The sequence below is a fragment of the Clostridium neonatale genome, from assembly GCF_900465025.1.
GTDB lineage: Bacteria > Bacillota > Clostridia > Clostridiales > Clostridiaceae > Clostridium > Clostridium neonatale.
In genome coordinates this window covers 1,108,039-1,134,130 of sequence record NZ_UICR01000001.1, presented here as the reverse complement: position 1 = coordinate 1,134,130, position 26,092 = coordinate 1,108,039, and the positions used below count along the sequence as shown (strand labels likewise).

25 protein-coding genes and 1 other annotated feature are annotated in these 26,092 nt (G+C 28.7%); of the genes, 3 read left to right on the top strand and 22 right to left on the bottom strand.

Translation table 11 applies throughout. The annotated features are described in order from the left end of the window. Window positions 1-16: 16 nt before the first annotated feature. The 11 genes from CNEONATNEC86_RS05145 to CNEONATNEC86_RS05095 form a co-directional block, all read right to left on the bottom strand. On the bottom strand, window positions 17-1,105 hold the full coding sequence (locus tag CNEONATNEC86_RS05145; protein WP_159115760.1) for an iron-containing alcohol dehydrogenase family protein: 1,089 nt from the start codon (window positions 1,103-1,105) through the stop codon (window positions 17-19). Between the two features lie 73 nt (window positions 1,106-1,178). Further along, window positions 1,179-1,436, bottom strand: a binding site (T-box leader). Window positions 1,437-1,493: 57 nt separating this feature from the next. Beyond that, on the bottom strand, window positions 1,494-2,837 hold the full coding sequence (locus CNEONATNEC86_RS05140) for an MATE family efflux transporter (RefSeq protein WP_159135626.1): 1,344 nt from the start codon (window positions 2,835-2,837) through the stop codon (window positions 1,494-1,496). A 221-nt stretch (window positions 2,838-3,058) separates the two neighbouring features. Beyond that, window positions 3,059-3,343 carry a DUF4491 family protein gene (locus tag CNEONATNEC86_RS05135; protein ID WP_058294180.1) on the bottom strand — a complete coding sequence of 95 codons (285 nt, stop codon included), beginning with the start codon at window positions 3,341-3,343 and terminating at the stop codon, window positions 3,059-3,061. Window positions 3,344-3,939: 596 nt separating this feature from the next. Further along, a complete protein-coding gene (locus CNEONATNEC86_RS05130; protein WP_159135625.1) occupies window positions 3,940-5,112 on the bottom strand; it encodes an SAM-dependent methyltransferase in 1,173 nt (390 codons plus the stop codon). Window positions 5,113-5,198: 86 nt separating this feature from the next. Next, a complete protein-coding gene (locus tag CNEONATNEC86_RS05125; protein WP_159135624.1) occupies window positions 5,199-5,867 on the bottom strand; it encodes a FadR/GntR family transcriptional regulator in 669 nt (222 codons plus the stop codon). Next, window positions 5,868-6,458, bottom strand: a complete 591-nt coding sequence (locus tag CNEONATNEC86_RS05120) for a hypothetical protein (protein ID WP_058294177.1) — start codon at window positions 6,456-6,458, stop codon at window positions 5,868-5,870. A 20-nt stretch (window positions 6,459-6,478) separates the two neighbouring features. Then, the gene (locus CNEONATNEC86_RS05115; protein ID WP_125149270.1) at window positions 6,479-7,183 is read right to left on the bottom strand and encodes an LrgB family protein; all 705 of its coding nucleotides are present in this window, start codon (window positions 7,181-7,183) and stop codon (window positions 6,479-6,481) included. Then, the gene (locus tag CNEONATNEC86_RS05110; RefSeq protein WP_159135623.1) at window positions 7,180-7,530 is read right to left on the bottom strand and encodes a CidA/LrgA family protein; all 351 of its coding nucleotides are present in this window, start codon (window positions 7,528-7,530) and stop codon (window positions 7,180-7,182) included. Before CNEONATNEC86_RS05110 ends, CNEONATNEC86_RS05115 begins: the two co-directional genes overlap by 4 nt. A gap of 128 nt (window positions 7,531-7,658) precedes the next feature. Beyond that, window positions 7,659-8,240: a hypothetical protein gene (locus tag CNEONATNEC86_RS05105; protein ID WP_159135622.1), complete on the bottom strand. Its 582-nt coding sequence runs from the start codon at window positions 8,238-8,240 to the stop codon at window positions 7,659-7,661. After that, window positions 8,237-9,649 (bottom strand): sensor histidine kinase, encoded by a 1,413-nt coding sequence (locus CNEONATNEC86_RS05100; protein ID WP_058294173.1) that lies wholly within the window; start codon window positions 9,647-9,649, stop codon window positions 8,237-8,239. The genes CNEONATNEC86_RS05105 and CNEONATNEC86_RS05100 overlap by 4 nt, the downstream gene beginning before the upstream one ends. Before the next feature lie 10 nt (window positions 9,650-9,659). After that, the gene (locus tag CNEONATNEC86_RS05095; RefSeq protein WP_058294172.1) at window positions 9,660-10,322 is read right to left on the bottom strand and encodes a response regulator transcription factor; all 663 of its coding nucleotides are present in this window, start codon (window positions 10,320-10,322) and stop codon (window positions 9,660-9,662) included. Between the two features lie 175 nt (window positions 10,323-10,497). Here CNEONATNEC86_RS05095 and CNEONATNEC86_RS05090 point away from each other — a divergent pair, with 175 nt between their 5' ends. Together CNEONATNEC86_RS05090 and CNEONATNEC86_RS05085 are read left to right on the top strand one after the other, a co-directional pair. Next, complete coding sequence (locus CNEONATNEC86_RS05090) at window positions 10,498-11,469, top strand: polysaccharide deacetylase family protein (protein WP_058294171.1); 972 nt, start codon at window positions 10,498-10,500, stop codon at window positions 11,467-11,469. Window positions 11,470-11,590: 121 nt separating this feature from the next. After that, window positions 11,591-11,764 carry a hypothetical protein gene (locus CNEONATNEC86_RS05085; RefSeq protein WP_157065762.1) on the top strand — a complete coding sequence of 58 codons (174 nt, stop codon included), beginning with the start codon at window positions 11,591-11,593 and terminating at the stop codon, window positions 11,762-11,764. Window positions 11,765-11,842: 78 nt separating this feature from the next. On the opposite strand, the gene CNEONATNEC86_RS05080 is transcribed toward CNEONATNEC86_RS05085, so the two are convergent. From CNEONATNEC86_RS05080 to CNEONATNEC86_RS05070, 3 genes are all read right to left on the bottom strand, one after another. After that, complete coding sequence (locus CNEONATNEC86_RS05080; RefSeq protein WP_159135621.1) at window positions 11,843-13,600, bottom strand: S8 family peptidase; 1,758 nt, start codon at window positions 13,598-13,600, stop codon at window positions 11,843-11,845. Continuing rightward, window positions 13,590-15,416 (bottom strand): S8 family peptidase, encoded by a 1,827-nt coding sequence (locus tag CNEONATNEC86_RS05075; RefSeq protein WP_159135620.1) that lies wholly within the window; start codon window positions 15,414-15,416, stop codon window positions 13,590-13,592. Before CNEONATNEC86_RS05075 ends, CNEONATNEC86_RS05080 begins: the two co-directional genes overlap by 11 nt. Window positions 15,417-15,732: 316 nt before the next feature. Continuing rightward, complete coding sequence (locus CNEONATNEC86_RS05070; protein ID WP_058294168.1) at window positions 15,733-16,464, bottom strand: glycerophosphodiester phosphodiesterase; 732 nt, start codon at window positions 16,462-16,464, stop codon at window positions 15,733-15,735. Window positions 16,465-16,680: 216 nt separating this feature from the next. Between CNEONATNEC86_RS05070 and CNEONATNEC86_RS05065 the strand changes: the two genes are divergently transcribed. Then, window positions 16,681-17,145, top strand: coding sequence for a GreA/GreB family elongation factor (locus CNEONATNEC86_RS05065; protein ID WP_058294167.1), 465 nt, complete (start codon window positions 16,681-16,683; stop codon window positions 17,143-17,145). Window positions 17,146-17,541: 396 nt separating this feature from the next. Here the strand turns inward: CNEONATNEC86_RS05065 and CNEONATNEC86_RS05060 are convergent, their stop codons facing one another. The 8 genes from CNEONATNEC86_RS05060 to CNEONATNEC86_RS05025 form a co-directional block, all read right to left on the bottom strand. Next, entirely contained in the window at window positions 17,542-18,168 is a 627-nt protein-coding gene (locus tag CNEONATNEC86_RS05060) for a cytidylate kinase-like family protein (RefSeq protein WP_058294166.1), read from the bottom strand. 25 nt (window positions 18,169-18,193) lie between these two features. After that, window positions 18,194-18,898, bottom strand: a complete 705-nt coding sequence (locus tag CNEONATNEC86_RS05055; RefSeq protein ID WP_125149274.1) for an ABC transporter ATP-binding protein — start codon at window positions 18,896-18,898, stop codon at window positions 18,194-18,196. Next, window positions 18,891-19,667, bottom strand: a complete 777-nt coding sequence (locus CNEONATNEC86_RS05050) for an ABC transporter ATP-binding protein (RefSeq protein ID WP_058294164.1) — start codon at window positions 19,665-19,667, stop codon at window positions 18,891-18,893. The genes CNEONATNEC86_RS05055 and CNEONATNEC86_RS05050 overlap by 8 nt, the downstream gene beginning before the upstream one ends. Before the next feature lies 1 nt (window position 19,668). Then, a complete protein-coding gene (locus tag CNEONATNEC86_RS05045) occupies window positions 19,669-20,700 on the bottom strand; it encodes a branched-chain amino acid ABC transporter permease (protein ID WP_083498725.1) in 1,032 nt (343 codons plus the stop codon). A 12-nt stretch (window positions 20,701-20,712) separates the two neighbouring features. Next, complete coding sequence (locus CNEONATNEC86_RS05040) at window positions 20,713-21,597, bottom strand: branched-chain amino acid ABC transporter permease (protein WP_058294163.1); 885 nt, start codon at window positions 21,595-21,597, stop codon at window positions 20,713-20,715. Window positions 21,598-21,700: 103 nt separating this feature from the next. Beyond that, window positions 21,701-22,873, bottom strand: coding sequence for an ABC transporter substrate-binding protein (locus CNEONATNEC86_RS05035; RefSeq protein WP_058294162.1), 1,173 nt, complete (start codon window positions 22,871-22,873; stop codon window positions 21,701-21,703). Window positions 22,874-23,273: 400 nt separating this feature from the next. Continuing rightward, window positions 23,274-25,214 (bottom strand): bile acid Fe-S flavoenzyme BaiCD, encoded by a 1,941-nt coding sequence (gene baiCD, locus CNEONATNEC86_RS05030; protein WP_159115755.1) that lies wholly within the window; start codon window positions 25,212-25,214, stop codon window positions 23,274-23,276. Between the two features lie 200 nt (window positions 25,215-25,414). Beyond that, window positions 25,415-26,002, bottom strand: coding sequence for a TetR/AcrR family transcriptional regulator (locus CNEONATNEC86_RS05025; protein ID WP_058294160.1), 588 nt, complete (start codon window positions 26,000-26,002; stop codon window positions 25,415-25,417). Between the last annotated feature and the right edge of the window lie 90 nt (window positions 26,003-26,092).

The window sequence follows — 26,092 nt, the reverse complement described above, 5'->3', positions numbered from 1 at the left end:
AACTATCCAGATTATATTACATTAATGATTTTCCATAAACATCTGTGTCAAAAATTGCTTTTACAAATTCTTCTTTAGTTATTTCATATGGTGCACAATACCATTCAGTAACAGTTGAAGCCTTTTCAACTATTGTAGCTACATCATCTTCACAAAGATCAATATCTCCTAAGCATACAGGAAGTCCTATTGACTTATTAAAGGCTGCAATTTTATCTCTCTCTTCAAATTGTTTGTCATAAGTAAGAAGACATAAAACCCCAAATGAAACAATCTCTCCATGAAGATGCTTAGCTGCTTTTTCAACCATAGTTGAACCATAATATACACAATGTGCAAGGCTACTATTATAATAATATGACGGATCCGAAGTCATATTTGAAACTATTCCAGTTGAAATAATTATATCTAATGCAACTTGCTCTAATTCATAACTTGCTTCATTGTTCTTACAATCTTCTAATGCTTTCTTTCCACATTCTAATAATGGTGCTCCACATGCTTTACTTAATTGAGCTCCCATAAGGGTAGTATGAAATAATTTCTCAGCACGTGTTGCAAATAATACTTCTGGTTCTTTTGATAATGCATCCCCTATTCCTGCCCAGAATAAAGAAACTGGTGCTTCTGCAATTATTTTTGTATTTATGAATGTATGATCTGCTGGTGTTTTAGGATAATAGTATTCTCTAAAAGTATCATCCTCATTATATATTACTGAAATAGCTGTGCATGCTGCACAGTTAGATGCAATTGTAGGAAATGTAAATAATGGTTTGTCCAATTGATCGCAAACAACTTTACAAGTATCTACTGCTCTTCCTCCTCCAACAGCAAATACCATATCTGCTTCTTTTACTAATTGGTTATTTTTCAAGTTATCTACATTTTCATATGTAGAATTACCACCATACCAAATAAAATCAGAAATTGTTACTTCAGAATCCTTTATTCCCTCTAAAAGTTCATTCTTAGCTTTTTCAATTGCTGTTTTTCCTCCAATGACAACTGCCTTTTTTCCATATCTTCTTGTTATCCATGGCATTGCTTTATAAGATTCAACTCCTACACTATAATTAGGTAAAAATCCATTATAATATTTCATATTTTTTCCCCCGTTCTTTTATTATATTGCTTATTAATTATAAAAATTTGTATATAAAAAGGGCTTGTCTATATATTAAGACAAAACCCTAGTTCTGCGGTACCACTTAAATTGCTGTATTGCTACAACCTCTCTTATTACATCTTAAGCTGATTCTTGCTAATGTAAAACATTTTAACGGGTGTTATCCGTCCTTGCTTAATTGAAATTTCTTCTTTCAGCAGGCTGTTCATGAGTGATTTTCTAAATACAAAATATATACCACTTTTCAGCATACCATGGCTCTCTTTAATAATTTTGTAAGTATACTCTTCTCAATCAACACATTTATATTTTTCATTATATTCCTTTATTTTTGTTTGTCAATATCCCATTATTTAATACATTCTTATCCATTTAACTCTTTAAGCCAATTACCTTTTACGTAATATGTAATAAAACATATTGAACATATAATCCATGATACTGGATAGCACCAGCTTAATACTTTTATATCACTTTTAATTGGAAGTGCTACAATCATCCATATAATACGAAGTACACATATATTTAATGCTGTTATTACCATAACTTGAACAGCTGATCCTGCACCACGTATTGCTCCGCCTAAAATTTCTGTAAATGAATGTGTCCATGTAAAAGGTGCAAGTATAAACATCATTAATATACCTATATTTTTAACTTCTTCATTATCTGTAAATACATTTAATAATCTACCACCTGTAAGCAAAACTATCGCACTTCCAATCATTGTTATTATTACAGACAATACTAAACATACATTTACTCCTTTTTTTATCCTTTCATATTTTCCTGCACCAATATTTTGTCCAACAAAAGTTGAAATTGATAATCCCAAAGCCATCATTGGCATATACAAAAATCCATCTATCTTTTCATATGCAGCACATCCTGCCATTGCAACTGATCCAAAATCATTTATTTTTATTTGAACAATCATATTTGAAATATTAAACATTGATGATTGTAACCCACAAGGAACGCTAATTTTTATTATTTGCTTGGCTGTTTCTTTGTTGAACTTAATCTTACGAATATTTAATCTATAGCTATATGGTATTCTTACAAGATTCATTATTACCAAAAATGCTGAAAAAAATTGTGAAATTGCTGTGGCTAAAGCAGATCCAGCTACCCCCATATTAAATCCTGCAACAAAAATCAAATTAAGTATTAAATTTAAAATACCACTAAACATTAAATAATAAAGTGGGTGCTTTGAATCACCACAGGCACGTATAATACCAGATCCAACATTGTATACAAGCATTCCTACCATTCCTAATAAATAAATTCTTAAATATGTAGTAGCTAGATTTATTACATCTTCTGGGCAATGCATTATTTTTAATAAATCAGTTGTCCATATAAGTCCAATAATCATAATAAAAATACCACAAATAATACTTAACATCACAGCAGCATTCATTACGTCTAAAAGCTTCTTTTCATCATCTGCACCAAAATATCTTGAAAATATTACACCTGTCCCTGTAGAGATTCCAAGGAAAAATCCAACTAATAAATTAATAAGTGCACCTGTGGATCCTACTGCAGCTAGTGCTTCACTTCCTGCAAAATTCCCAACAACAGCACTATCACATGCATTATATAATTGTTGTAATAAATTACTCAGCATTATTTGAATAGCAAATAATACGATCTTCTTCCATATAACACCTTCAGTCAAATTTTCTATTTTGTTTTTCATTTGATATGCCCTTTCTTTTAATAAACAGATTATATATTTTATATAATTAATTGTTTTATTCTACTGGCTATACTTAATAGATAATTATAGATTTCTATTAATAAACTAGCTAATAATCCACATAAAAAAGAATCATGATAAACATGATTCATTTATTATTAACCCTCAAAATATATTTTTTAAAAGTTTTCTTTTAATCATTAAAAAATTTCATATTAAGTTTATTTTCTCTTTGGATTTTTAGGGAACCAACCCTTATTTACTCTTTCTTCTTGCTCAAATAATTCTTTTATACTCCAAAAGCAAGTAAAACCTAATGCTCCAAGCAAGATGCTTACTATATCATTTGTGCAAAATAGTGATACAACTGAAAAAATTATTCCCATTATTAAAAATGCAGGCCAAATTTTTTTAGTGAAATAATACTCTGCCTTAATCACAATAGGATGAAATATACCAATAATTAAAAATACTGACACTCCTATAATCAAACCATTAAACTGCATGTCCTTCCTCCTGTTATATTATAAAACACAAAGTTTATATAATAGTCAATTTCAACTTTCTAACTAATTATATCATAGTTTTAAAATTTCTCCATAAAAATACAATAAATATATTATATAGTAAGTTTCATCAATATCAAGCAAAATTCACTATCTGATATGCTCGATTATAGAGATATCTATTCATATTCATTAAGATTCACCCCCAAATGCAAAATTTAGATTTCATATTTATATGAAACAAATAAATAAAGCTATTATTTTCTGCAGAAACTTTTCATTCAAATAAAAAAAGGTTAGAATTTTTGCATAAACAATTATCCCAAAATTGTTTCTCCATTTTTTATATGATTAATTATAACCTTTGTTCAATAATATATAGGCACATATCATGGCTATAATTATTGAAACAACAACATTAATCCTTCTTTGTTAATTTTTATTTTAGCTGCATAGCTTGATATACTATCAAATTTAATACTTCCGATTAAAGTTCCAATAATTTTATCATTTTCTTTAATTGGATAAGATATAAAAATAGCTGTAACGCTACATGAAATGTGTATAGCGTTACAGCTATTTTAATTATAAATATATTATTTATACATATATTCTCTTGTCCATGGCAAATCATTATTTACTCCTTTAGTAAATAAGAATTGATGTAAATTAATATTTCCACAATTGAATGAAGCTGCACAAGAGTTTAAATACATCCTCCACATTCTTATAAAAGTTTCATCCTTCATCTTTTCTATTTCAGGCATCGCATTTTCAAAATTAGATGCCCAGCATTCCAATGTTTTTCCGTAATGTAATCTAAGATTCTCAACATCTATTACATTAAAGTTTTTCTCCGACATATAATTAACTAATTCTTGAATTGATGGTACATATCCACCTGGGAATATATATTTATTTATCCAGCTGTTAGTTCCACTATCAGAAGTGTTAGTTATGCAATGAAGCAAAGATACACCTTTATCATTTAATAATTCTTTTACAGCAGAAAAATACTCAGAAAGATTATCTTTACCAACATGTTCTAACATTCCTACACTGACAACTCTATCGAATTTTCTATTTTTTATTTCTCTATAATCTGTAAGTTCAACTTCAACTAATTCATTTAGTCCTTCACTTTCTATTCTTTTTTTAACTTTTTCAAATTGCTGAGTACTTAGTGTTACGCCCATAGCTTTAACTTTATACTTTTTAGCTGCAGTAATTATTAATTCTCCCCATCCACATCCTATATCTAATAAAGTTTCTCCTTCTTTTAGGTTCAACTTTTTAAGTATGTGATCAACCTTATTTTTTTGTGCATCAGTTAATGAATCATTTTGAGATTTAAAGTATCCACAAGAATATGTCATAGTATCATCTAGCCATAACTTATAGAAATCATTTCCTACATCATAATGGAATTCAATATTTTTTTTGCTATTTTTTATATTATTCTTAACCATCTTTATTAAATTAGCATACTTTTCATTACCTAAAAAGCTCTCTTTACTATTATATAATGATTCTATAACATCTTGAATACTTCCTTCTATATCTAATTTCTTAGTCATATATCCTTCACCAAAAGCAATTGATGGATCTTTAATAATATCCGCTTTTGGAATTGGTTCATTAAAAATTATCTTAAATTTTGGTTCTCCTTCACCATAAATCTCCGAACTTCCATCCCATAGCTTTAGTTCAAATGTGTCTACAAATAAATTTTTAAATAATGTTTTATAAAACATTTTATCACCAATCATAATATACCTTCTTTCTTTATATATAAATCAAAGGATATAGTAGTGTTTAAAGTAAAATTTCACATACTTAACATGTATCCTTCTATTTAAATAATGCCCAACTCTAAATGTTTTTTTACATATTCAGAAGCTTTCTTAGAATCTCGACTTTCTAAGGCCTTGTATATTTCTTCATGTTGAAGTTTAACAACTTTTTTATTTATATTGTGAATACAAGAGCTATCAATATATTTCTCTATAAGAGATGAAATTGAAAACATTATTGTAGAAATCAAATGATTTCCTGAAGCCTGTGCTATTTTATAGTGGAATTTTTTATCTAATTGTGCACAAATTTCAGCATCTAAAGAATTATTTAATTCTTTCATTATTTCTTTTAAATCTCTAAGCTCAGATTCTGTTATATTTTTTGCAGCAAGACCTGCTGCTTCTGGTTCTATTATTCTTCTTAATTCAATAATATCTTCATTTTTACTTCCTATAAGTAAAAAAACAATAGATAATGGCTCTAATAAACTATTTTCAAAATTACTTTTTATAAAATTACCTTCACCATGTTTAGATTCTATTAGTCCAAGCATAGTTAAGGCTTTCAATGCCTCTCTCACTGATGTTCTGCTCACTTCAAGCTTATCAGCCAGTTCTCTTTCGGATGGAAGTTTCTCTCCGCTTTTTAATTCTCCCTTTTTAACAATATCTTTTATCTCTTCCATTATTACTTCATATACTTTTGTATTTTTTACTGGATTCAGCATCTATAACTTCCTTTCATTAGCTATCTTTTCTGTTAAATATGAATTTAACTCAGAGTAATTCTTTTCTGCTAAATCTTCTCTACCTTCAAAGTTCTTTATTTCACAATTATGTTTATCAATATTATCTTTAAAATTAGCTAATGTACTAAGAAGTTCTCTTTTAAATAATGGTATTACATCAATTATTCTCTTTATTCCATATAAATATTCATTATCACCAATAGAGAAACATTGAAATAATCCAGATGTTAATCTACCGTCAGAAAACATATAAATATACCTATCTTTCATATCATCCGATAAATCTACTTCTATCTTATGCTTATATAATCTAAAAGTAGCATTATTATCATTTATAAATATAGGAAATATACTGTCAAAAAGTTTAACTACACTTTCTTCTTCATCAATTATTCCTGTAAAATCACATTCATTAAGCTTAGCTAATATATCATCTGTAAAAATACTGTTTTTTATTTGCTTGCTTAATTTTGCTTTTAATCTTTGTTCTTTTCCTTCTATCAATAACTTATCAATGGAGCAGATAATTTTTCCTATTGACATTATATTTTTTCTTGAGTTATCAGCCATACCTATTCCCCCTTAAATTACTAATTAATAAGTTTCAGAAAAAAATTCCACAATATAGGTGCCAACACAACTGTTATTATCCCTGAAATTGCAATAGTTAAGCCGCTCATTGCGCCTTCTGTTTCACCTATCTCCATTGCTCTTGCCGTACCAACTGCATGAGATGAATTTCCCATAGCTATTCCCATTGCAACTTTATCATTTATTTTTAATAGCTTGTACAAAAACGGTCCAATAATTGATCCCAATATTCCAGTTACTATAATTGCAACGACTGTAATTGATGGCATACCTCCTAACTGTTCTGATAATGCCATTCCTATTGGCGTTGTTATTGATTTAGGTATTAATGATTCTGTAAGCTCATTTGAAAGATGAAATAACTTTGCAAGTCCAATAACACTAATTATTCCTGATATAGCCCCACATAAAATTCCAGCCAAAATAGGCAGTGCATTTTTCTTAAATAGAGAAAACTTCTTATATAATGGTAATGCCAAAGCAACAGTGGCTGGTGCTAAAAAGAAAGAAATTATTTCTCCTCCCTTATTATAATCACTATATTGAATATTAAATTTTGATAAGATTATAACTAAAAGTATTATTGCAATTAATAATGGATTAAAAATTGAGAACTTTAATTTGTCTTTAATTAGGCATCCTGTTAAATAAACAGCAATGGATATTAACACCCCAAATACAGGAGAACTAATTATATCTTTCACTTAGAACACACCTTTCTTAAAAATTTCACTACATATGCAGTAACCACCCATACAATAACAGTTGAAATTATTATTATAGCTGAAAAAGCCATAATTTTTCCTTGTAAAAATTTGAAACTAGTGATTAATCCAACACCTGCTGGAATAAATAAAAAAGACATATGGGATATCAAAATCTCACACATATCTTCAATCATTTCTGCTTTAATTATTCCACTATATAATCCCAAGAAAAGTAAAATTAATCCTAATACAGTTCCTGGAATTGGTAAGTTAAAGGCAACTTGTACTACTACCCCTAAAATATATGCTGCTAAAATAATCATTAATTGTTGTAAATATTTCATCAAATTCACCTCCTCACAAAAACAATTGGTACAGTGGTATTACCACTATACCAATGTAGCACTTTTTTTACATTTTTTCAATAAATATTAATGTTAAATTTTTTAATATTATGCTATTTATAACTTAATTAAATATAGTAATTGTATTCTAATAACTCACCAGTCACATAATCTATAAAAATAGATATTTGTCTACTTGAATATTTATTTTTATAATAAATCGCAAATGTTTCTCCAAAAAATTCATATTTATCTATTTCAAAACTGTCTATATCATATATTTGAAGCTTCTCTATATTTTCTTCTGCAATATCCAATAATTCATCTAAAGACTTCTGCGTATCTTTAGATTTAATTTCAACTTTTTCAATTTTTATTAAGCTATTTAAAATTCCTTCATCTATATTAAAACTTACAAAATAACCTGTTGTCTCTTCTGTTAAGAAGTAAGCATAAAAAATACTATCTGATGATAAATTTATATCAATGTTAAATTTGGTAAAATCATTTTCATTATATATTGCTGTTAGTATTTCTTCTGATTTTTCTATAATTCGAGTGTCATCAATGTCAAGCGGTGCACCTTTACCAGCAGAAAAATCTATATTTTTAGTATATATTTTGTTTTCTTCAATTTTAGTACTTGTATGATTATACGAAATATAAGTTACTATAAAAATTACTATTACAATAACTACTACTTTTTTCACTCTCTTAAGCTCCCTTTAAAATTCAATATTATTTCTGTTCCCACATCAATTTCACTTTTTATTTCAATGTTTATATCTAATAAATTGCTAATTTCTTTACATATACTAAGTCCTAATCCAAAGCCATCTACAGATTTATTTCTTGATTTATCAGCCATATAAAATGGTTCAAATATTTTATTTATATCACTTTTTGAAATACCTTTACCAGTATCCTTTATTATCAATATATTTTTATCAACTATTGATATAACTTTTCTTATATCTCTATCAATTGTTGCTTTAATTGCATTATCAATAAAATTAGAAATTAAAATAGTTAATAAATTTTTGTCTGAAAAAACTTCAATATCATCGCCTTTAATAAGTAGCTCCACATCATATTGAATTATTTTCATGTTTAATGCATTCCTAACATCATACAAGATCTCTTTTAAACTATAGTTATTTAATTTTAATGATTTTTTATCTAGCGTAATTAATGAAACAAGATTTGATGTCAGTGCTAAAATACGTTTTCCTTCCCTATTTATATTATTAAAGGATTTATAAATTAAATCTATATCTTGTACTTTCTTATTCATCATTAAATCAGAATATCCAATAATTGATGTTAAAGGTGTTCTTATCTCATGGGTTAAATTATCAATAAATCTCTGTTTAGAATTATTTTGTTCTCTAAGTTGTTTTATTTTTTTCTGTATTTCCTCATTCATAAGTGAAAAATTATTGGAGATTGAATTGATTTCAGAAATATTGCTTTTATAAGTAAATTTTTTGTTATAATTTCCTTCTATAATATCTTCCATACTATCAATTAAATTATTAATTGGTTTTGTTATTTCTATTGATATTAGATATATAATAAATAGTAAAAAAACCCCAATTACCACATTTAGCTTTATAAGAGTAAAAATACTCTTTATCCTATCGTTATATAAATTATCCAAGTTGTTCATATATGTAAAATAGTATTTATTATTATTAATTGAAATAATATTAGTTATTAAAAGAATCTTATTATTTTCTTCTTTATATATCATATAATTACTTAAATTATCTTTAATATTATAAATCTTTTCCGAGTATAATATATCTGAATTCTTAGTACTATAAAACATCTTCTTATCAAGTGTTCTAAACTCTAATGAGATATTTGGGTTATTAATATTTTTAAGGTATGAATCACTCTTTATTTTAATAATATCTCTATTAGTTAAAAAAATATTACTCATTGTTTCTTTAGATTCAAGATTAGTGTAAATAACCGAATATTCACCTAATGAAGCATTCACTGTATTTTTAACTGTTAAATTAAAATTTGATTGAATTAATACCATTCCAAATATATTTATCGTAAAAAAAAATAAAATACCAAAATATAAAAATAACTTATTTGTTAGTTTCATAAAATCTCCCTCAGTCTTTTAATATATATCCTACCTTATACACAGTCTTTAAATACTCTTTCAAATCTAGCTTATCTCTCAATTGCTTAATATGCATATCAACAGTCCTAGTTTCTCCATAAAAGTCAAATCCCCAAATTTTTTCTAATAATACTTCTCTAGTAAGTACATTATTAATGTTATTTAAAAATATTAATAGCAAATTATATTCCTTTAATGTTAGTTGCACTATAACATCATTAGATTTTACTAATCTCTTATTAGTTTGTACTAATAGATGATGATATTTAATTACATTTTCTTCTTTCTTACTGCTTTTTTTTCGTCTTAGAACAACTTCAATTCTTGCCAATAATTCTAATGGCTCAAATGGCTTAGTAATATAATCCTCTGCTCCAAGCTTTAATCCTAAAATTTTATCTTGAACTTGAGATTTTGCAGATAAAAATATAACTGGAACACTCTTATCATCAATCATTCTTATTAATTTGAATCCATCTATTTTAGGAATCATTATATCTAAAAGAATTAAATCAAATTTCTCATTTTCTATCTTGCTTAATGCTTCTTCTCCATCTTTTGCAGTAATTGTAGTATAATTTTCCATCTTTAATGTCAACTCAATTAAATCCCTTATACCATAATCATCTTCAACAACTAGTATTTTTATCATTTTCTTCCTCCACATATTTTTATTTCTTCTATATTTAGTATATACATATTATTATCATATACACTAAAATACAACATGATTTTACAACTTTATTACAATTTAAAAAAATTTATCATATATTTAGATGTTAATATTAACTTGTTCAAAAGATTTAATATTTATGAGGTAAATTGTTATGATAAAAAGAAAAAACAAATTCATGTATCAAAGAATTAGACAAAAGAAGCTACGTAGAAAAAGAGCTATAAAATTAACCCTTAATGCATTAATTCTTATTACATTAGCTAGTGGAACATTTTCAATTATGGGTGGAGTAAAAACCAATGAGGTTATCGCATCAGATAATTTAAATACAAATTCAGATAATTTAAATACAAATAATGAAATTGATAAAGAAGAAAATATACCTATTCATAAAGACACTGATATTATAAAATCCAGTAACATTACTTATGGAGGAGAAAAATATTCAGTTCCTGCAAAAAAAGTGCAAGAAATTGTTAATGGCTCTTCAATTGATGAAAATAAATATGTATTTTTAACATTTGATGATGGACCAAGTCCTAATACAGAAAAAGTATTAGATATATTAAAAGAAAAAGATGTAAAAGCAACATTCTTCGTTCTTGGACAGAACTTAGAAAATAATACATCTTCTCAAGAATTATTGAAACGTGCTATAAAAGAAGGAAACGCTATTGGAAATCACTCATATTCACATAATCTGAAAAAGCTTTATCCTAATAACAAAATAAATATAGATGCTTTTATGGATGAAATAAATCGTACTAATAATTTACTAAAAAATATCTTAGGTGATGATTTTGATACCAAATTGATTAGAATGCCAGGTGGATATAATAGTAGACAATATTATAATGACCCATTTCTTCCAGCTTTTAATGATAATTTAAATAAAAATAATATTGTGAGTATAGATTGGAATGCATTAAATGGAGACGCAGAAGGTAAAAATTATTCTACTCAAGATATGCTAAATTATGCTATAAAAACTTCAGAAAATAAAAATCAAATAGTAATTTTAATGCATGATACATATGGAAAAGAAAAAACCGCTCAAATGCTACCAGAACTTATAGACTATTATAAAAATCACGGATATGAATTTAAAACAATTCAATCATAAGGCATTATCCAAAAATAACAAGTCCAAATATGCCTAATAATTAAAATCTAATATGTATTAAATCTCCTCATTAAACACAATATATATTTAAAATATACTGTGATTAATAAGGAGATTTATTATGTCTAAAAAAAACTACATTTATTACATAAATGATATAAAATCAAAAATTAGTTCTATAGAAACATCTGTTACTGAAGCTCATTCTTTAGCAGATATTTCTGATAAAGCAGAAATCGAAAAATTAATGGTTGATATTCAGTCATTTAAAAGCACTTTAAATGAGATTGACTAAAAAACAAATAAATGTAACGGTACACTAATATTAGATATAGCGTTACATTTAACTATGTTTTTATATAAATATAATTATTTAAGTCATATTCTCAAACATTTTATAAAAATTCAACACCCCATATCCCCAATTGGGATTTGGATATAAATCTCCAGGCCTTTGAATAACTCCTCTTCTAATAAAAGTTTTTATACTTTGCACATACATATATGGGTACTTTCCTTGAACTATTCCCCATTGTAACAGTAAGATACATGCTCCTGCACCGATTGCTGCTGATAAACTTGTTCCATTTATAGTTGCAATAGAATTATCTAATCCAACTGTCTTTGTATTTACACCACCTGCTGCAACATCTATTTTATCTATATTCTCTTCTCTAAATCCAATTCCAGAATAAGGTAATAAACTATTATTGTTTTGATTATATGCAGCCATTGTAACAATAAAGTCTGAATCTCCTGGTATAGTTATAGCTCCATACGGATCACTAGACGTAAATCTTGTGCCTTTAGATACTATTCCACTTTGCATAATCCAGCTATTATATGTTGCCATTTCCCCTTCTCTCATTCTTAGCTTTAATGTCCATAATCCTGATGTTATATTTCTAAAGTTTATTGATATTAACTCCTCTCCAGAATACTCCTCAGGTAAATAATATGCTATCCTCATTGTGGTGTTTGCTAAAATGAATGAATATTTTTTTTCCATATTTAACATAGCTTGAACAAATCCTGTTTCTTCACCAGCAGGTGATACTACACTTATATCAATTATATTCGGTAAATCAACCCATATTTCTACTGATAAATTTATCTGATCTTCTGAAATTAGTAGACCTATAGATTCTACTCTATCTTTATTTTTAATAACTCCTGACACATGTCCATCTTGGAGTGCTTCATTTCCTGTTCCTGTGACTATAACTATTCCTACATTACCTGATACACTTTCTATAAAACTATCAAATACATTATCCCCTTTGTGGTTACCATTATTACTACCCAATGGCAATAATATAACTACAGGTTTCCTTTTATTAAATAATATTCTTCTTAAATACCCTACAGCCACCATAATTGGGGGCAAATTGTATACTGGTATATCTAAATTCGATAGTTCTTCAAAAAAATTTGCTTCAGCTAATTTTACTGCAACAAATTTGCATTCTGGTGCTACTCCTTTAAGCTCAATATTTTTACCTGTTGCTCCAACGATTCCGGCCATAGCGGTTCCATGCCCATTTTTATCTACACTTGGAACAATGCTATATGGATCACCTCCAGATTTATATAGTTTTATGGCTTCGTTTATTTGATCTTTCGTATAAATAGTTCCAAACGGTACATTACTTTTTTCATTTGTAGATGGAGGTATAGTTTGATCCCATATTTCCTCTATCCTTGTCTCTCCATTCATATCCATAAATTCTTCATTTAAGTAATCTATACCTGTATCTATAATTCCAACTATAACCCCACTCCCAGTTAAATTTAAAGGTACATTTGCCTGCAATGAACTAACTTGTGCAGCTTCTATTGCTGATATTTCTTGCAATGTATATAATTGTGGTAATGATACAAATCCCAATCTAAAATTCTGATCAGTCAAATATTTTTCTAGTATAGTCCTAACTTCATTATTGTCTAAATAATCTTCTAAAAGTGTTTTTTTTATAGAAGCTATAGCATATTCATTATCTATTAATGTAATATATATATCTTTATTCTTATCTATCTCGCTATCAAAATTCCCAATATATTCAACTATATACTGAATATAATTCGGACTATTAAAAATATTGGTTACATTCGCATATTGGTTATTTTCCATTAATTATATCCCTCTCCTCCAAATAAATTTGATTAGTCGGATATCTTATAAATAACTTATTTACATAATACTCTGTATATTCTTGTTTATTTCTGTGAATTCCACTGAATACATTAAAAACACCTTCTAAATCTAACTTTCCATACCCTATATTTTCATTTGGATAATCATATATTTTTTCCCTTTCTGCCCCATATATTAATGTACTTCTTAATTGAGTCGAAAAAATATTTCTTAGTCTCTTATCACCCATTCCCCATTGTATTAATATACAACATGCTCCAGTGACTATTGCAGTAGCTGCTGAACTTCCACTCACTGTAGTTATTTTGTTATCTATTCCTGATGTTGTAAGTATATTAATACCAGGAGCCGCGATATCTGGATTTATTAGATAATTTGTATTGAATCCTTTTCCAGATGATGCAAGTATAGAATTATTAATACTGTCATAATGTGATACTGTTACAACTCTTCTTGCCGTAGATGGTATAGTCAAAGTATTATATGGGTTAGGTTTCAAAAATTTTGTTCCTTCTGGTAAAAGCGTTTTATCAGGTAACCATATATCATATCTACCAGTTGTAATATATTCTCCTCTAAGCTGAAACTTCCAAATTCCTTCTTTTATATTGGTAAAATCAATAGCAAATACTTCGTGACCTGTAAAATTTTCTGGATCAAAACATTCTACCTTAACATTAGTATCAATTAAAAAGAAATTTTTACTTTCAATTGAATATATTCTTGGACTAGTAAATCCAAGTTCCTCCCCTACAGGATCTATTATATTTAATGACATTCTATCTGGTTTCCCTACCCATATAAAAAAGTTTAAGGACTTCATTGCTTTTGAAATTTTTAGTTCTACAGTGCTAATCCCACCAACATTTTTCACAAAATCCGTTACATGCCCCTCTGAATCTCCCGAATTTCCTGTTCCTGATGCAAAAACAATCCCAGCTTTACTTGCAATTGAAGTAATAAAACGTGCTGTTATATTATAACCATCATGACTTCCTTCATGACTACCAACTCCAAAAAATACTATCATTGGTCGTCCTAATTCATAGTATTTTTTTCTTAAATATTCAATAGCTGATAAGATTTCTGAATTGCTATAAACAGGAACTTCAGTTATATTATTATCTCGTAATGTCTTTTTATAACTAGGTGAAGGTAATAATTTTACAGCTATAAAATCACAATCATTAGCTACACCTTGCATTTCCCCATTATATCCCCTTGCTCCTATTATTCCTGCCATTTTTGTTCCATGATCCATTTCATCCTTACTTGGAACTATACTATATGGATCCCCACCACTTTTGTATACCTCTATAGCTTTATTTATCTCTTCACTCAAATATTCGGTTCCAATATAAAAGTCATTTTTTTCTTTGCTTTGCACTGTCTGATCCCAAATTGAAAGTATTCTTGATGTATTATCTTCTCTTATGAACTCCTGGTTTATATAATTTATTCCACTATCTATTAGACCAACCACAACTCCTCTTCCAGTCAAATTTAAATAGGGATTGATTTTGATTGTTTTTATATTGTCCGCTTCTGATGGATTAATTTGCTGTAATACATATATACTCCTTGCTTCTATAAAGATAATTGATGGAACATCTTTTCTTAATCTATCTAAGTTTTCCTGATTTACTGCTATTACCCCTAATGTTTCCGTTATAGCATCACCACATGCATAGTCTAGTTTACTTATTTCTTCTTTAAATGATCCTCTATACTCTATTACATAATGCTGATAATTTTCATCTAAAAATTTTTCACAATCTATCCTACGTTTCATTAAATGCTCCTTTCTACGTTTTATAAATATATATTAGTAATAAAATGTATTTATTAGTAAAATTCACTTTGTACACAGTAATCAATAATTTGCTTATCTATCCCTAATCTTATTTAATTTTTCAGTATGATATTTAAATATTCAATATAAAAAAAAGAAATGCAGATAGATTTGTTTACATCTATCTGCATTTCTTTTTTTCAAGTTTTGTAAAATATAATCAATTCACATTGTTTAATAATTTTATCTCATATAAACACTACCATATAAATGGAGTTCTTTATATTTGAAAGTTTGCTTTTCATATTTTTACTTACTATTCATTTCCTATTATTCTTCTTGCTTTATCCGGATAATTGGTTATTATTGCATCAATATTATTTTTATTTAAATACTTCATTTCTCTTTCATCATTTACTGTCCAAACGTGAAGCTTTATATTTTCTTCTTTACATTTTTCTATAAGATTATCATACTTAAGATTGCAGTTCCATGGATGCAAAGCATCAACTTTTAATTTTTTTGCATAATCTATAACATCTATCCATCCATCACAATACAGCAACCCTATTTTAGCATTTTCATCTAATTCTTTTACTTTCATTACTGAATAATGATTAAACGAAGAATATATTATACGTTCTTCCATTTTCATTTCTTTTGCTAGAGACAATACTTTTTCCTCTATTCCTTCATAAAAAAACACACCTGTTTTGAGTTCAACATTAATATCCATTTCAGTTGATTTCAAAAGTTCGAAAACTTCTTTTAAAGTCGGAATATTCACCTTATGGTACTTTGAATTCGAGTGATTAAAATTAAACTTTTTAAGCTCTTTTAATGTATAGTCTTTAACAAATCCTTTTCCATTACTTGTTCTATCTATTTCTTCATCATGTATTACAACAAGTTCTCCATCTTTTGAAAGCTGAACATCAAGTTCTATTCCATCTGACCCAATATCTACTGCAAGTTTAAATGCTTCCAAAGTATTTTCCGGTGCATAAGCTGATGCACCTCTATGTGCCCATACTTTTGTATTGTTCATACCTACTCTCTCCATATATCTTATCAACAATTTTATACTACACATAAAGAGTATCACTAATTTTTAATTAATGATACATTTTTATTATTAAATTAATATAATTCTTTACTAATAATAGCTCTGTTAATATTATAATGTTTTATTGTAAGTCTCTTTTATTTTTTTTCATATGTTATATAATAGTAGCAGAACATCTTTTGAGAGGAGTTAATTTTTATGCATAACCAATTAACATCAGAAAATATGAAAAAACTTCAGGAAGAATTAGAATATAGAATGACTGTTAAAAGAGCAGAAATAGCAAAAGAAAAATTAGTTGCTGCTGCACATGGAGATAGATCAGAAAATGCTGAATATAAGGAAGCATGCAGAAATTATAGAGAGAATGATAATAGAATACAATACTTGTTATCTATGATTAGTACAGCTACCATAATAGATGAAGATGATATAGATAAATCCGTTCTCGGAGTTAATAGCAAAGCAAAAATAAAATTTGTAGAAGATGACGATGAGGATACAATAACCCTTGTAACTACCATGGATGTAGACCCTGAAAATATGTGTATAAGCATAGAATCTGACCTTGGTAAAGCTTTATTAGGAAAAAAATCTGGTGACATAGTGGAAGTTAATGCTCCTGGTGAAAATTATACTGTAGAAGTGTTGGAAATCTTATAAAAAACAAAGATTAAGTGCTATCTTACAAACTAGAATTTGTTTATCAATTCTCAATAGTCAACTTTCAATAATCAATGAAGGAAAAAAGCTTACAGCTTTTTATTATATATATTGCATTGCTATGGCATTAGCCATAACATTCGCTGGCATATAGTGCTTAGTGAAGCATGAACTTAGCACTATAGCCAATATTTTTCTGGAAGAAAAATATGTTTCCTAATCAAACAGCGAATTACATTTGCTTTGGCAAATATAGATGCAATACTATAGTCTTAGAAAAACTGAAAGTTTTTCATCCTTCATTGAAAATTGATCATTGATAACTGATCATTAAAAGACAAATTCCAATTTATATTACATACAAAAAAGCTGATGTCTATTACACCAGCTTTTTTACTAAAGTGTCCCCATCCTAAGCTTCATATATTCTTTTATGCACCCTACTGTTTTTTCGAATCCTAATTTTCCTGTATCAATACACAAGTCATAGTTTTTCATATCTTCCCATTTATTTCCTGTGTGATAAGTATAATATTCACTTCTGTAGGTATCCCATTTCTTTATATATTTCATTGCTTCTTTTTTCTCTGTACATAAATAGTAAATTTCATGTTCAATACAGAAATCATCAGAAGCATATAGGAAAATTTTAAATACATTTGGCTTGTCTTTCAATACATAATCTGCACAACGCCCTATTACAACATATGATTCTCTCTCTGCAAGTTCACGTAATACTTTTGCCTGATAATTAAACAAGTTATTATCAGAAGCAAAATTATCACTTTCAGGAGGTATTAATTCTCCCTTGTAAACTTTTTTAGATACACGATATAACAAACTATTTTTTATTCTTTCATCTGCATTTTCAAATAGAGCCTCATTAATGCCACTATCTTCTGATGCAAGTCGGAGAAGCTTTTTATCATATAAATCTATACCAAAGTCATCAGCAAGCATTTTACCAATTGTAGTTCCTCCACTACCTGCACGTCTTGTAATTGCAATCACAAATCGTTCCATATAATCCTCTCCCTTATAACTTATATTAATCACCAAGATATGCTTTTCTTACAGCATCATCATGTAGTAAGTCATCTGCACATCCTTCCAAAACTATATTTCCTGTTTCAACTACGTAACCACGATCTGCAATTTGAAGTGCCGCATTTGCATTTTGCTCAACAAGCAGAATTGTAGTATTTTCTTTACGTATGCTTTTAATAATTTCAAATATTTCTTCAACAACTATCGGCGCAAGCCCCATTGATGGTTCATCCAATAATAATAATTTAGGTGAAGCCATAAGTGAACGTCCAATTGCAAGCATTTGCTGCTCTCCGCCTGAAAGTGTTCCTGCTAATTGATTTCTTCTTTCTTTAATACGTGGAAACCATGCAAAAACTTTTTCCATGGATTCATTAATTTGTTTTTTATCTCTTTTTAGATAAGCTCCTAAAAGTAAGTTTTCTTCACAAGTCTGATCTCCAAAAACACGCCTTCCTTCTGGGACCTGACTTATACCTGCAGCCACAATTTTATGCGGTGCAATATTACTTATAATTTTACCATCATAGCTTATAGATCCGCTTTTTACTGGATTTAAACCACTAACTGCCCTAAGAGTTGAAGTTTTTCCTGCTCCATTTGCTCCAATCAAAGTAACTATTTCTCCATCATTTACCTCAATACTTAAATCATGTATTGCATGAATTGCTCCATAGTATACATTAATATTTTCAATTTTAAGCATGCTTATCAGCCCCCCTTCCAAGGTATGCTTCTATTACCTTTGGATTCTTTTGTATTTCTTCTGGTACTCCATTTGCTATAATCTGACCAAATGAAAGAACATAAATATATTCACAAACATTCATAACCAGCTTCATATCATGCTCAATAAGTAATACAGATATTTTAAATTCATCCTTAATCCATCTAATCATATCTGTTAATTCCTTTGTTTCTTGTGGATTCATTCCTGCTGCTGGCTCATCTAATAATAATAACTTAGGCTTTACAGCTAAAGCTCTGGCAATTTCTAACCTTCTCTGCTCTCCATATGGTAAATTTTTTGCAAGCTCGTTAGCTTTATTCTCTAATTTCATAATTTTTAAGAAGTTCATTGCTTCTGCTTTCATGCTTTCTTCTTCTATAATTTGCCCTGGAGTATGAAGAACAGATCCAAGCAAACTTGTTTTAGCTTGACAGTCAAAGCTTGTCATTACATTTTCAAGAACGGTTAATTCTTTAAATAGACGAATATTTTGAAATGTTCTTGAAATTCTTTTTGACGCTATATCATAAGGCTTAATACCATCAATTCTTTCATTATTAAATTCTATCTTTCCATATGTAGGTTTATAAACACCTGTAAGCATGTTAAACAATGTTGTTTTTCCAGCTCCATTAGGTCCAATAAGGCCTACAAGACTTTCCTCTCCAATTTCCATATTCACTTCAGAAACTGCTGTCAATCCTCCGAATTTTATTGTTAGATTTTCTACATTCAATAAAGCCATGCTATGCACCTACCTTTGTTTCTGATTTAGAAGTTTTCTTAGAAAATAATTTTTTTATCCATTTAACTATACCTTTTACTGTTATTTCTTTAGAGCCTAAGATTCCATCTGGCCTAAAGATCATCATTAAAACAAGTAAAAATGCATATATTAACATACGATTTTCCTTTAATGCATCACCTAAACCACGTAATGATTCTGGCAAAAATATTAATATAGATGTTCCAATTACTGTTCCTGATAGGCTTCCCATTCCTCCAAGTACAACATAAGTAATTAATTCAAATGATTTTGAGAAATTAAATGTTACTGGATCAATAAATGTATTAAAATGGGCATACAATCCTCCTGCAAGCCCAGCCATGCCACTTCCGATTATAAAAGCGATCATTTTATATTTTGTAGTGTTTATTCCCATTGCTTCAGCAGAAATTTCATCTTCACGGACTGACATTATAGCCCTTCCCTTAGATGAATGCAGTAAATTTTTAAGAAATGCAAAGCATCCACATACACACAAGAAAATAATTAAGAGACTTGACTTTGTAGGTATGCTTGTCATTCCTCTAGCACCGCCTACATAATCGATGTTTTGAATAATAACTTTAACAATTTCACCAAATCCTAATGTACATATTGCTAAATAGTCACCTTTTAATCTTAAGATTGGATAACCTATTGCTGCGGCTAAAATACATGCTACTATAGTTCCTACAATTAATGATACTGCAAAAGGCATATTAAAATTTTGAGTCATTATTGCAGAACCATATGCACCAATTGACATAAAAGCTGCATGTCCCATAGTAAGCTGACCAGTAAACCCTAGTATTAAATTAAGTCCAAATGCCGCTATCATAAATATACCAACCTGCTTTATAATTCTTAGGGTATAGTTATCCATAATACCCATTTGAATCATCATCAATGCTATCCAGTATATAATCAATATAACTCCGAGAGTAACAGCATTATTAATGTAGGTCTTTTTTATACTTTTTTTAAAATTCATTTTTTCTGCATTAATATCCATAAATCTTTTCACCTACACTTTCTCTCTTGCATTCTTTCCAAATAAGCCATCTGGCTTTACTAAAAGAATAATTATAAGTATTGAAAATGCTATTGCATCTGATAAACCTGAACTAATATAAACCTTTGATAAAGTTTCAATTAGTCCCATAATAATTCCACCAACCATTGCTCCTGGAATTATTCCAATTCCACCAAGAACAGCTGCTACAAATGATTTTAAACCTGGCATAACCCCCATTGCTGGTGTTAGTTTTGGATATAACATACCAACTAATACTCCGGCAGTTCCTGCGAGTAACGATCCCAATGCAAAAGTTAATGAAATAACTCTATTTGTATTAATTCCCATTAATGCTGCTGCATCCATATCAAAAGAAGTAGCTCTCATAGCTCTCCCAACACTTGTCTTCTTAATAATAAATTGTAATATAATACAAAGTAATAATGTTGTAAGAACAGCAATAATTTGATAATTGCTTATGATGATACTTCCTAATTTATATGATGTTAAAGGTAATATTTCAGGAAATGATTTTGTATTTGGTCCTGCGAGGACATTTGTTTTAATTAAATTTTGTAACAATAATTCCACACCCATTGTAGTAATAAATAATGTAACTTTTGGTGAATTACGCAATGGTTTGTATGCAACTCTTTCTATGAGCATTCCTAATGCTGCACATGCTACCATAGCAAAAACTAATGTTCCTGAAAAACCAAATCTGCATACTGAAACAGCAAAGTATCCTGCGTATGCTCCAAACATATAAATATCACAATGTGCAAAGTTAATTAATTTTATAATTCCATATACCATGGTATATCCTATTGCTATGAGTGCATAAACACTCCCCTGACAAATACCATTCACGATTTGCTGCACCAAAGTATTCATCTTTTTTCGCCTCCCTATAATCTGTACTATAAGCTATATAAAATGCTTGCATTATTTTATACAATTTGCTGCAAACATTTTATATAATTTCCCCTAATCTTCCCTATTTAGGTTCAATTTCTTTTACAAATTCGAATTGTCCATTTTTAACTTGATTTATTACAACACTCTTAATAGGATCTCTATTTTCATCAAATTTATAGTGTGTAGTTCCACAATCTTCATCTAGTTTATTTAATGCATCTTTAATTGCATCTGAGTCTGTACTTCCTGCATTTTTAATTGCTGCTGAAATAATGTATACTGAGTCATAAGCCAATACTGAGAATGCACCTGGATCTTGTCCAAATTTATTTTTATAAGTCTCTGCAAACTTAGCTAATTTTTCAGATTTAATCGATACGTGATCTGTAAAATATGCACCTTCAACTGCATCTCCTCCAACTTCTATAAGTCCTGGATCTGACCATGAATCACTACCTAATAATTGAACTTCCAAACCAATTTCCTTTATTTGTTTTGCAATTAATCCTACAACATCATAATCATCAGGTATATATAGTACTTTTACACCTTTATTTTTTATTTCTGTTAAGTAAGATTTGAAATCACTTTCTCCAGTATTATATTTTCCTTCATATGCAATTTCTCCACCTAAACTTGTAATTGTTTCTTTAAATGTATCTGAAATTCCAACACAATAGTCTTTTCCAACATCATATAAAACTGCAACTTTTTTTGCATCTAAATCGTTATATGCATACTCTGCTGCTATCTTCCCTTGGAATGGATCTATAAAGCACGCACGGAATACATATTCTCCACCTTCACTTGTAACCTTAGCATTTGTAGAACCAATAGAAAGCATAACTTTTTTATTTTGAGCTGCAATTGGGGCCATTGCGATTGAACAACTACTCGCATATGTTCCGAGTACTGCATCAACTTTATCCTGTTCTATTAATTTTGTAATAGCATTTGGTGCAGTAGCTGGTTTATTTTCATCATCTTCAATAGTAGCTTTAATTTTTTTTCCATTAATTCCACCAGCATTATTAATTTCTTCAATTGCTAGCTCTGCACCATTCTTCATTGCACTACCAAGATTAGGAACACTACCTGTTAAAGGAAGTACAAAGCCTAAATTGATAGTATCAGACTCTTTACCGGATGAGCTACTGCCCCCACTTTTAGTTTCACTACATCCTGTAAATGACAGCATACACATTGAGGCTACAGTAACTATAGCAGCTATTTTTCTTAACACTTTTTTCATAAAAATCCCCTTCTTTCAATGTAATAAAATTTTTTATTTTCATTCGCTAAATAAATGTATTTCTATATAAAAACAAACAAAGACATTAATATAATTTATACATAACGCCTTTGTTTGTAATTATTTTATATATATATTGATTTTTTTGTAATTATTTATTTAAAAAATAGCGAAGCTTAATCTTTTAAATAAGCTCCGCTGCTTTATTATTTATCTTTTTTTCATTATACTACCTGTTAATTATATATTTCAACTTGCAATTGAATAATATTCTTTGTGCAATTGCACATTTTCTTTATTATATTAATTTTTTAACATAATATCACATATAACTTCAACTTATTTTTTAAATTAATTATGTCCAACTATAATTTTATATGTTTTTAAGAGTATCTCTATTTTATATTTGTCTTGCCACTTCTACAGCCTCTGCAATACAATTTAAAGCCCTACGAGCTCTAACTGCATCTCCAATAGTATAATATTTTATATTGTTTTTATCACAATAATCTGATATTTCATTGAATTTACGAGATTTTGCTCCAATAGATACAACTACTGAGTCACATTCAATTTCTTCTATACTTCCTTTATTATCTATAACAACTGAGCTTTCTTTTATTTCAATACATTTAGCATTCGTAATAGTATTGATTGACTCAGCAAATAAATTTTCCATAACACAAATTTTACGAAGTTGTCCTAAGTCTTTTGCAACTTGGTCAAGCATTTCAATTACAGTTATCTTATCTGCCTTACCTGAAATATATTCTGCAACCTCTAAGCCAACAAGTCCTCCTCCTATTATTACAACTTTTCCTGAAATATTAACTTTTCCTGAAAGTACATCATGTGAATTAGTTACATTTTCTAAATCAGCTCCTGATACTTTTAAATTAATTGGTTCAGATCCAACTGCTACTATTACTACATCTGGATTTATTTCTTCAATAACCTTAGGGGTAACTACTGTTGAAAGCCTTATTTCTATTCCTTTTCGTTTAGCCATTTCTCCCATAGAAATTGCGGCTTCTTTCATTTCTCCCTTTCTAGGAGCTGCACCTGCAAGAACAAACTGTCCTCCAAGTGAATCAGAAGCTTCACAAACTATTGGATTATGTCCTATATCCTTTAAATTTATTGCAGCTTCTAACCCAGACACTCCACCACCTATTACTAATACTTTTTTAGGTGAATCTGTCTTTAATAAACCATATTCCGCTTCTCTTCCCAGTGCAGGATTTCTCATACATGTTATAAATGGAACCTCTGGAGATGCATATCCATCATAACAGCCTTGATTGCAACCTACACATCTTATAATATCTTCTATTTTTCCATTCATAGCTTTATTGCAGAACTCAGGATCTGCTAATTGAGCCCTTCCAATTACAACCATATCTGCTTTACCACTTCTTATAATTTCATCAGCTTGTTCAGGGGCATTTATTCTTCCTACTGCAACTGTAATCATTCCAGTTTCTTTTTTAATTCTAGCTGCGTTTTCTACATTAAATCCTCTTGGCAAATCTACTGGTGGCACTTCATATTTTATCGCAGCACTTGAGAAATTTCCTCTAGACACATCTAATACATCTACGCCTGCCTTTTTAGCTGATTTACAAAATTCAATAACTTCTTCAATTGTAAGTCCATCTTCTAAACAATCATCATGAGCATCGATACGCATAAATAAAGGCATATCTTCTGGAATATTATTACGGATTGATTCTATACATTCAATCAGGAATCTCCCACGATTCTCTAAGGTTCCTCCATATTCATCTGTCCTTTTATTAAAGGCTCCACTTAAGAAAGAATGCGGTGTATAATTATGTCCCGCATGAAATTCTATAGCATCATAACCAGCTTGCACAGCACGTTTAGCTGCTTTTCCAAATGCAGCAATACATTCTTTAATAACCTCTATACTTGCATCTGGTATCACATAGTCATCTCCAACCTTAAATTCGCTTGGAAGTACTACATTAACATCTGTATCACCACTAAACATTACAGCTGATCCACCTAACCAAAGCTGTACACCTGCTTTAGCCCCTGCCTCATGAATTGCATCAGCTAATTTCTTTAATCCTGGAATGTACTTATCATCTGAAATCGCTAAAAAATTCTTAGGTGAAGCTTTTTCATAAACTGAACATACTTCAGTAAAATTAATACCATTTCCTCCACGTGCTCTAGCCACATGATAATTTATTAATTGGTCAGTAACATATTTACTACCATTTAACATCTTAGTTCCCATAGCTGGAAACTCCACTCTATTTCTTATTTCCATCCCTCTTATTTTTATAGGACTAAAAAGATTGTTATAATACATAAAAAGACCTCCTCTATATTTAATAGTTAACGATTTCATTGACTTTATTATCAACTAAAACCTATGAATAAAATTTCATACTGTTTATAAGCAAATTATAAAGCATTTTAAATTTTAAAACAATATGTTTTAAACATTTTGTTTTATTTATAACAAATTAAAAAGTCATCTAATTAATTCTATTAGATGACTTCTATAATTTATCTATTTCCTTTTAATATTTTTAATATGTATTTTATGTAATTTATTCTTCCATCTTTATTTTTTAAAAATTCTTCATTAAATACTTGAATATTTTTATCACTTGTAGGATATAAAACTGATGATAAAACAATCATTCTATGATATTTAAAATCTTCTTCTGAGCTATCCAAAACCTTTATTAAAATTTTATCAAGCTTCTCATTCATACTAGCTGTTATATTTATAATTTGATTAGACATTTCATCCTTAACTTCAGCATTTACTGCTTCTTTATGCATTACAATAACTCCTGGGTATCTTAATGAATATTCCATTATTTCATTAAGACATAAAACTACCTTTTCTTCATCATTTAGTTCATCATTATCTAATGGTAAATAAGCAGCTATTGTATTTTCTATATAAAATCTCTGAACAGTTCTTATCATTTCATCTTTGCTTCCAAAGTAATAATTTATTGCCCCTACATTTACATTAGCTTCTTTTGCAATAGTTCTTATGGGCACATTAGTAGATCCATTTTTACCAAAAAGGTAAAGTGATCTATCTAAAATTTTTTCTTCAACACTCTTTAGTTCTCTCACATTTTCACCCCAGTTAATTAAATACTAAATATAATAAATTACTATATTTAGTATAAACTACTTTTTCATAATTTTACAATAAGTTAATTA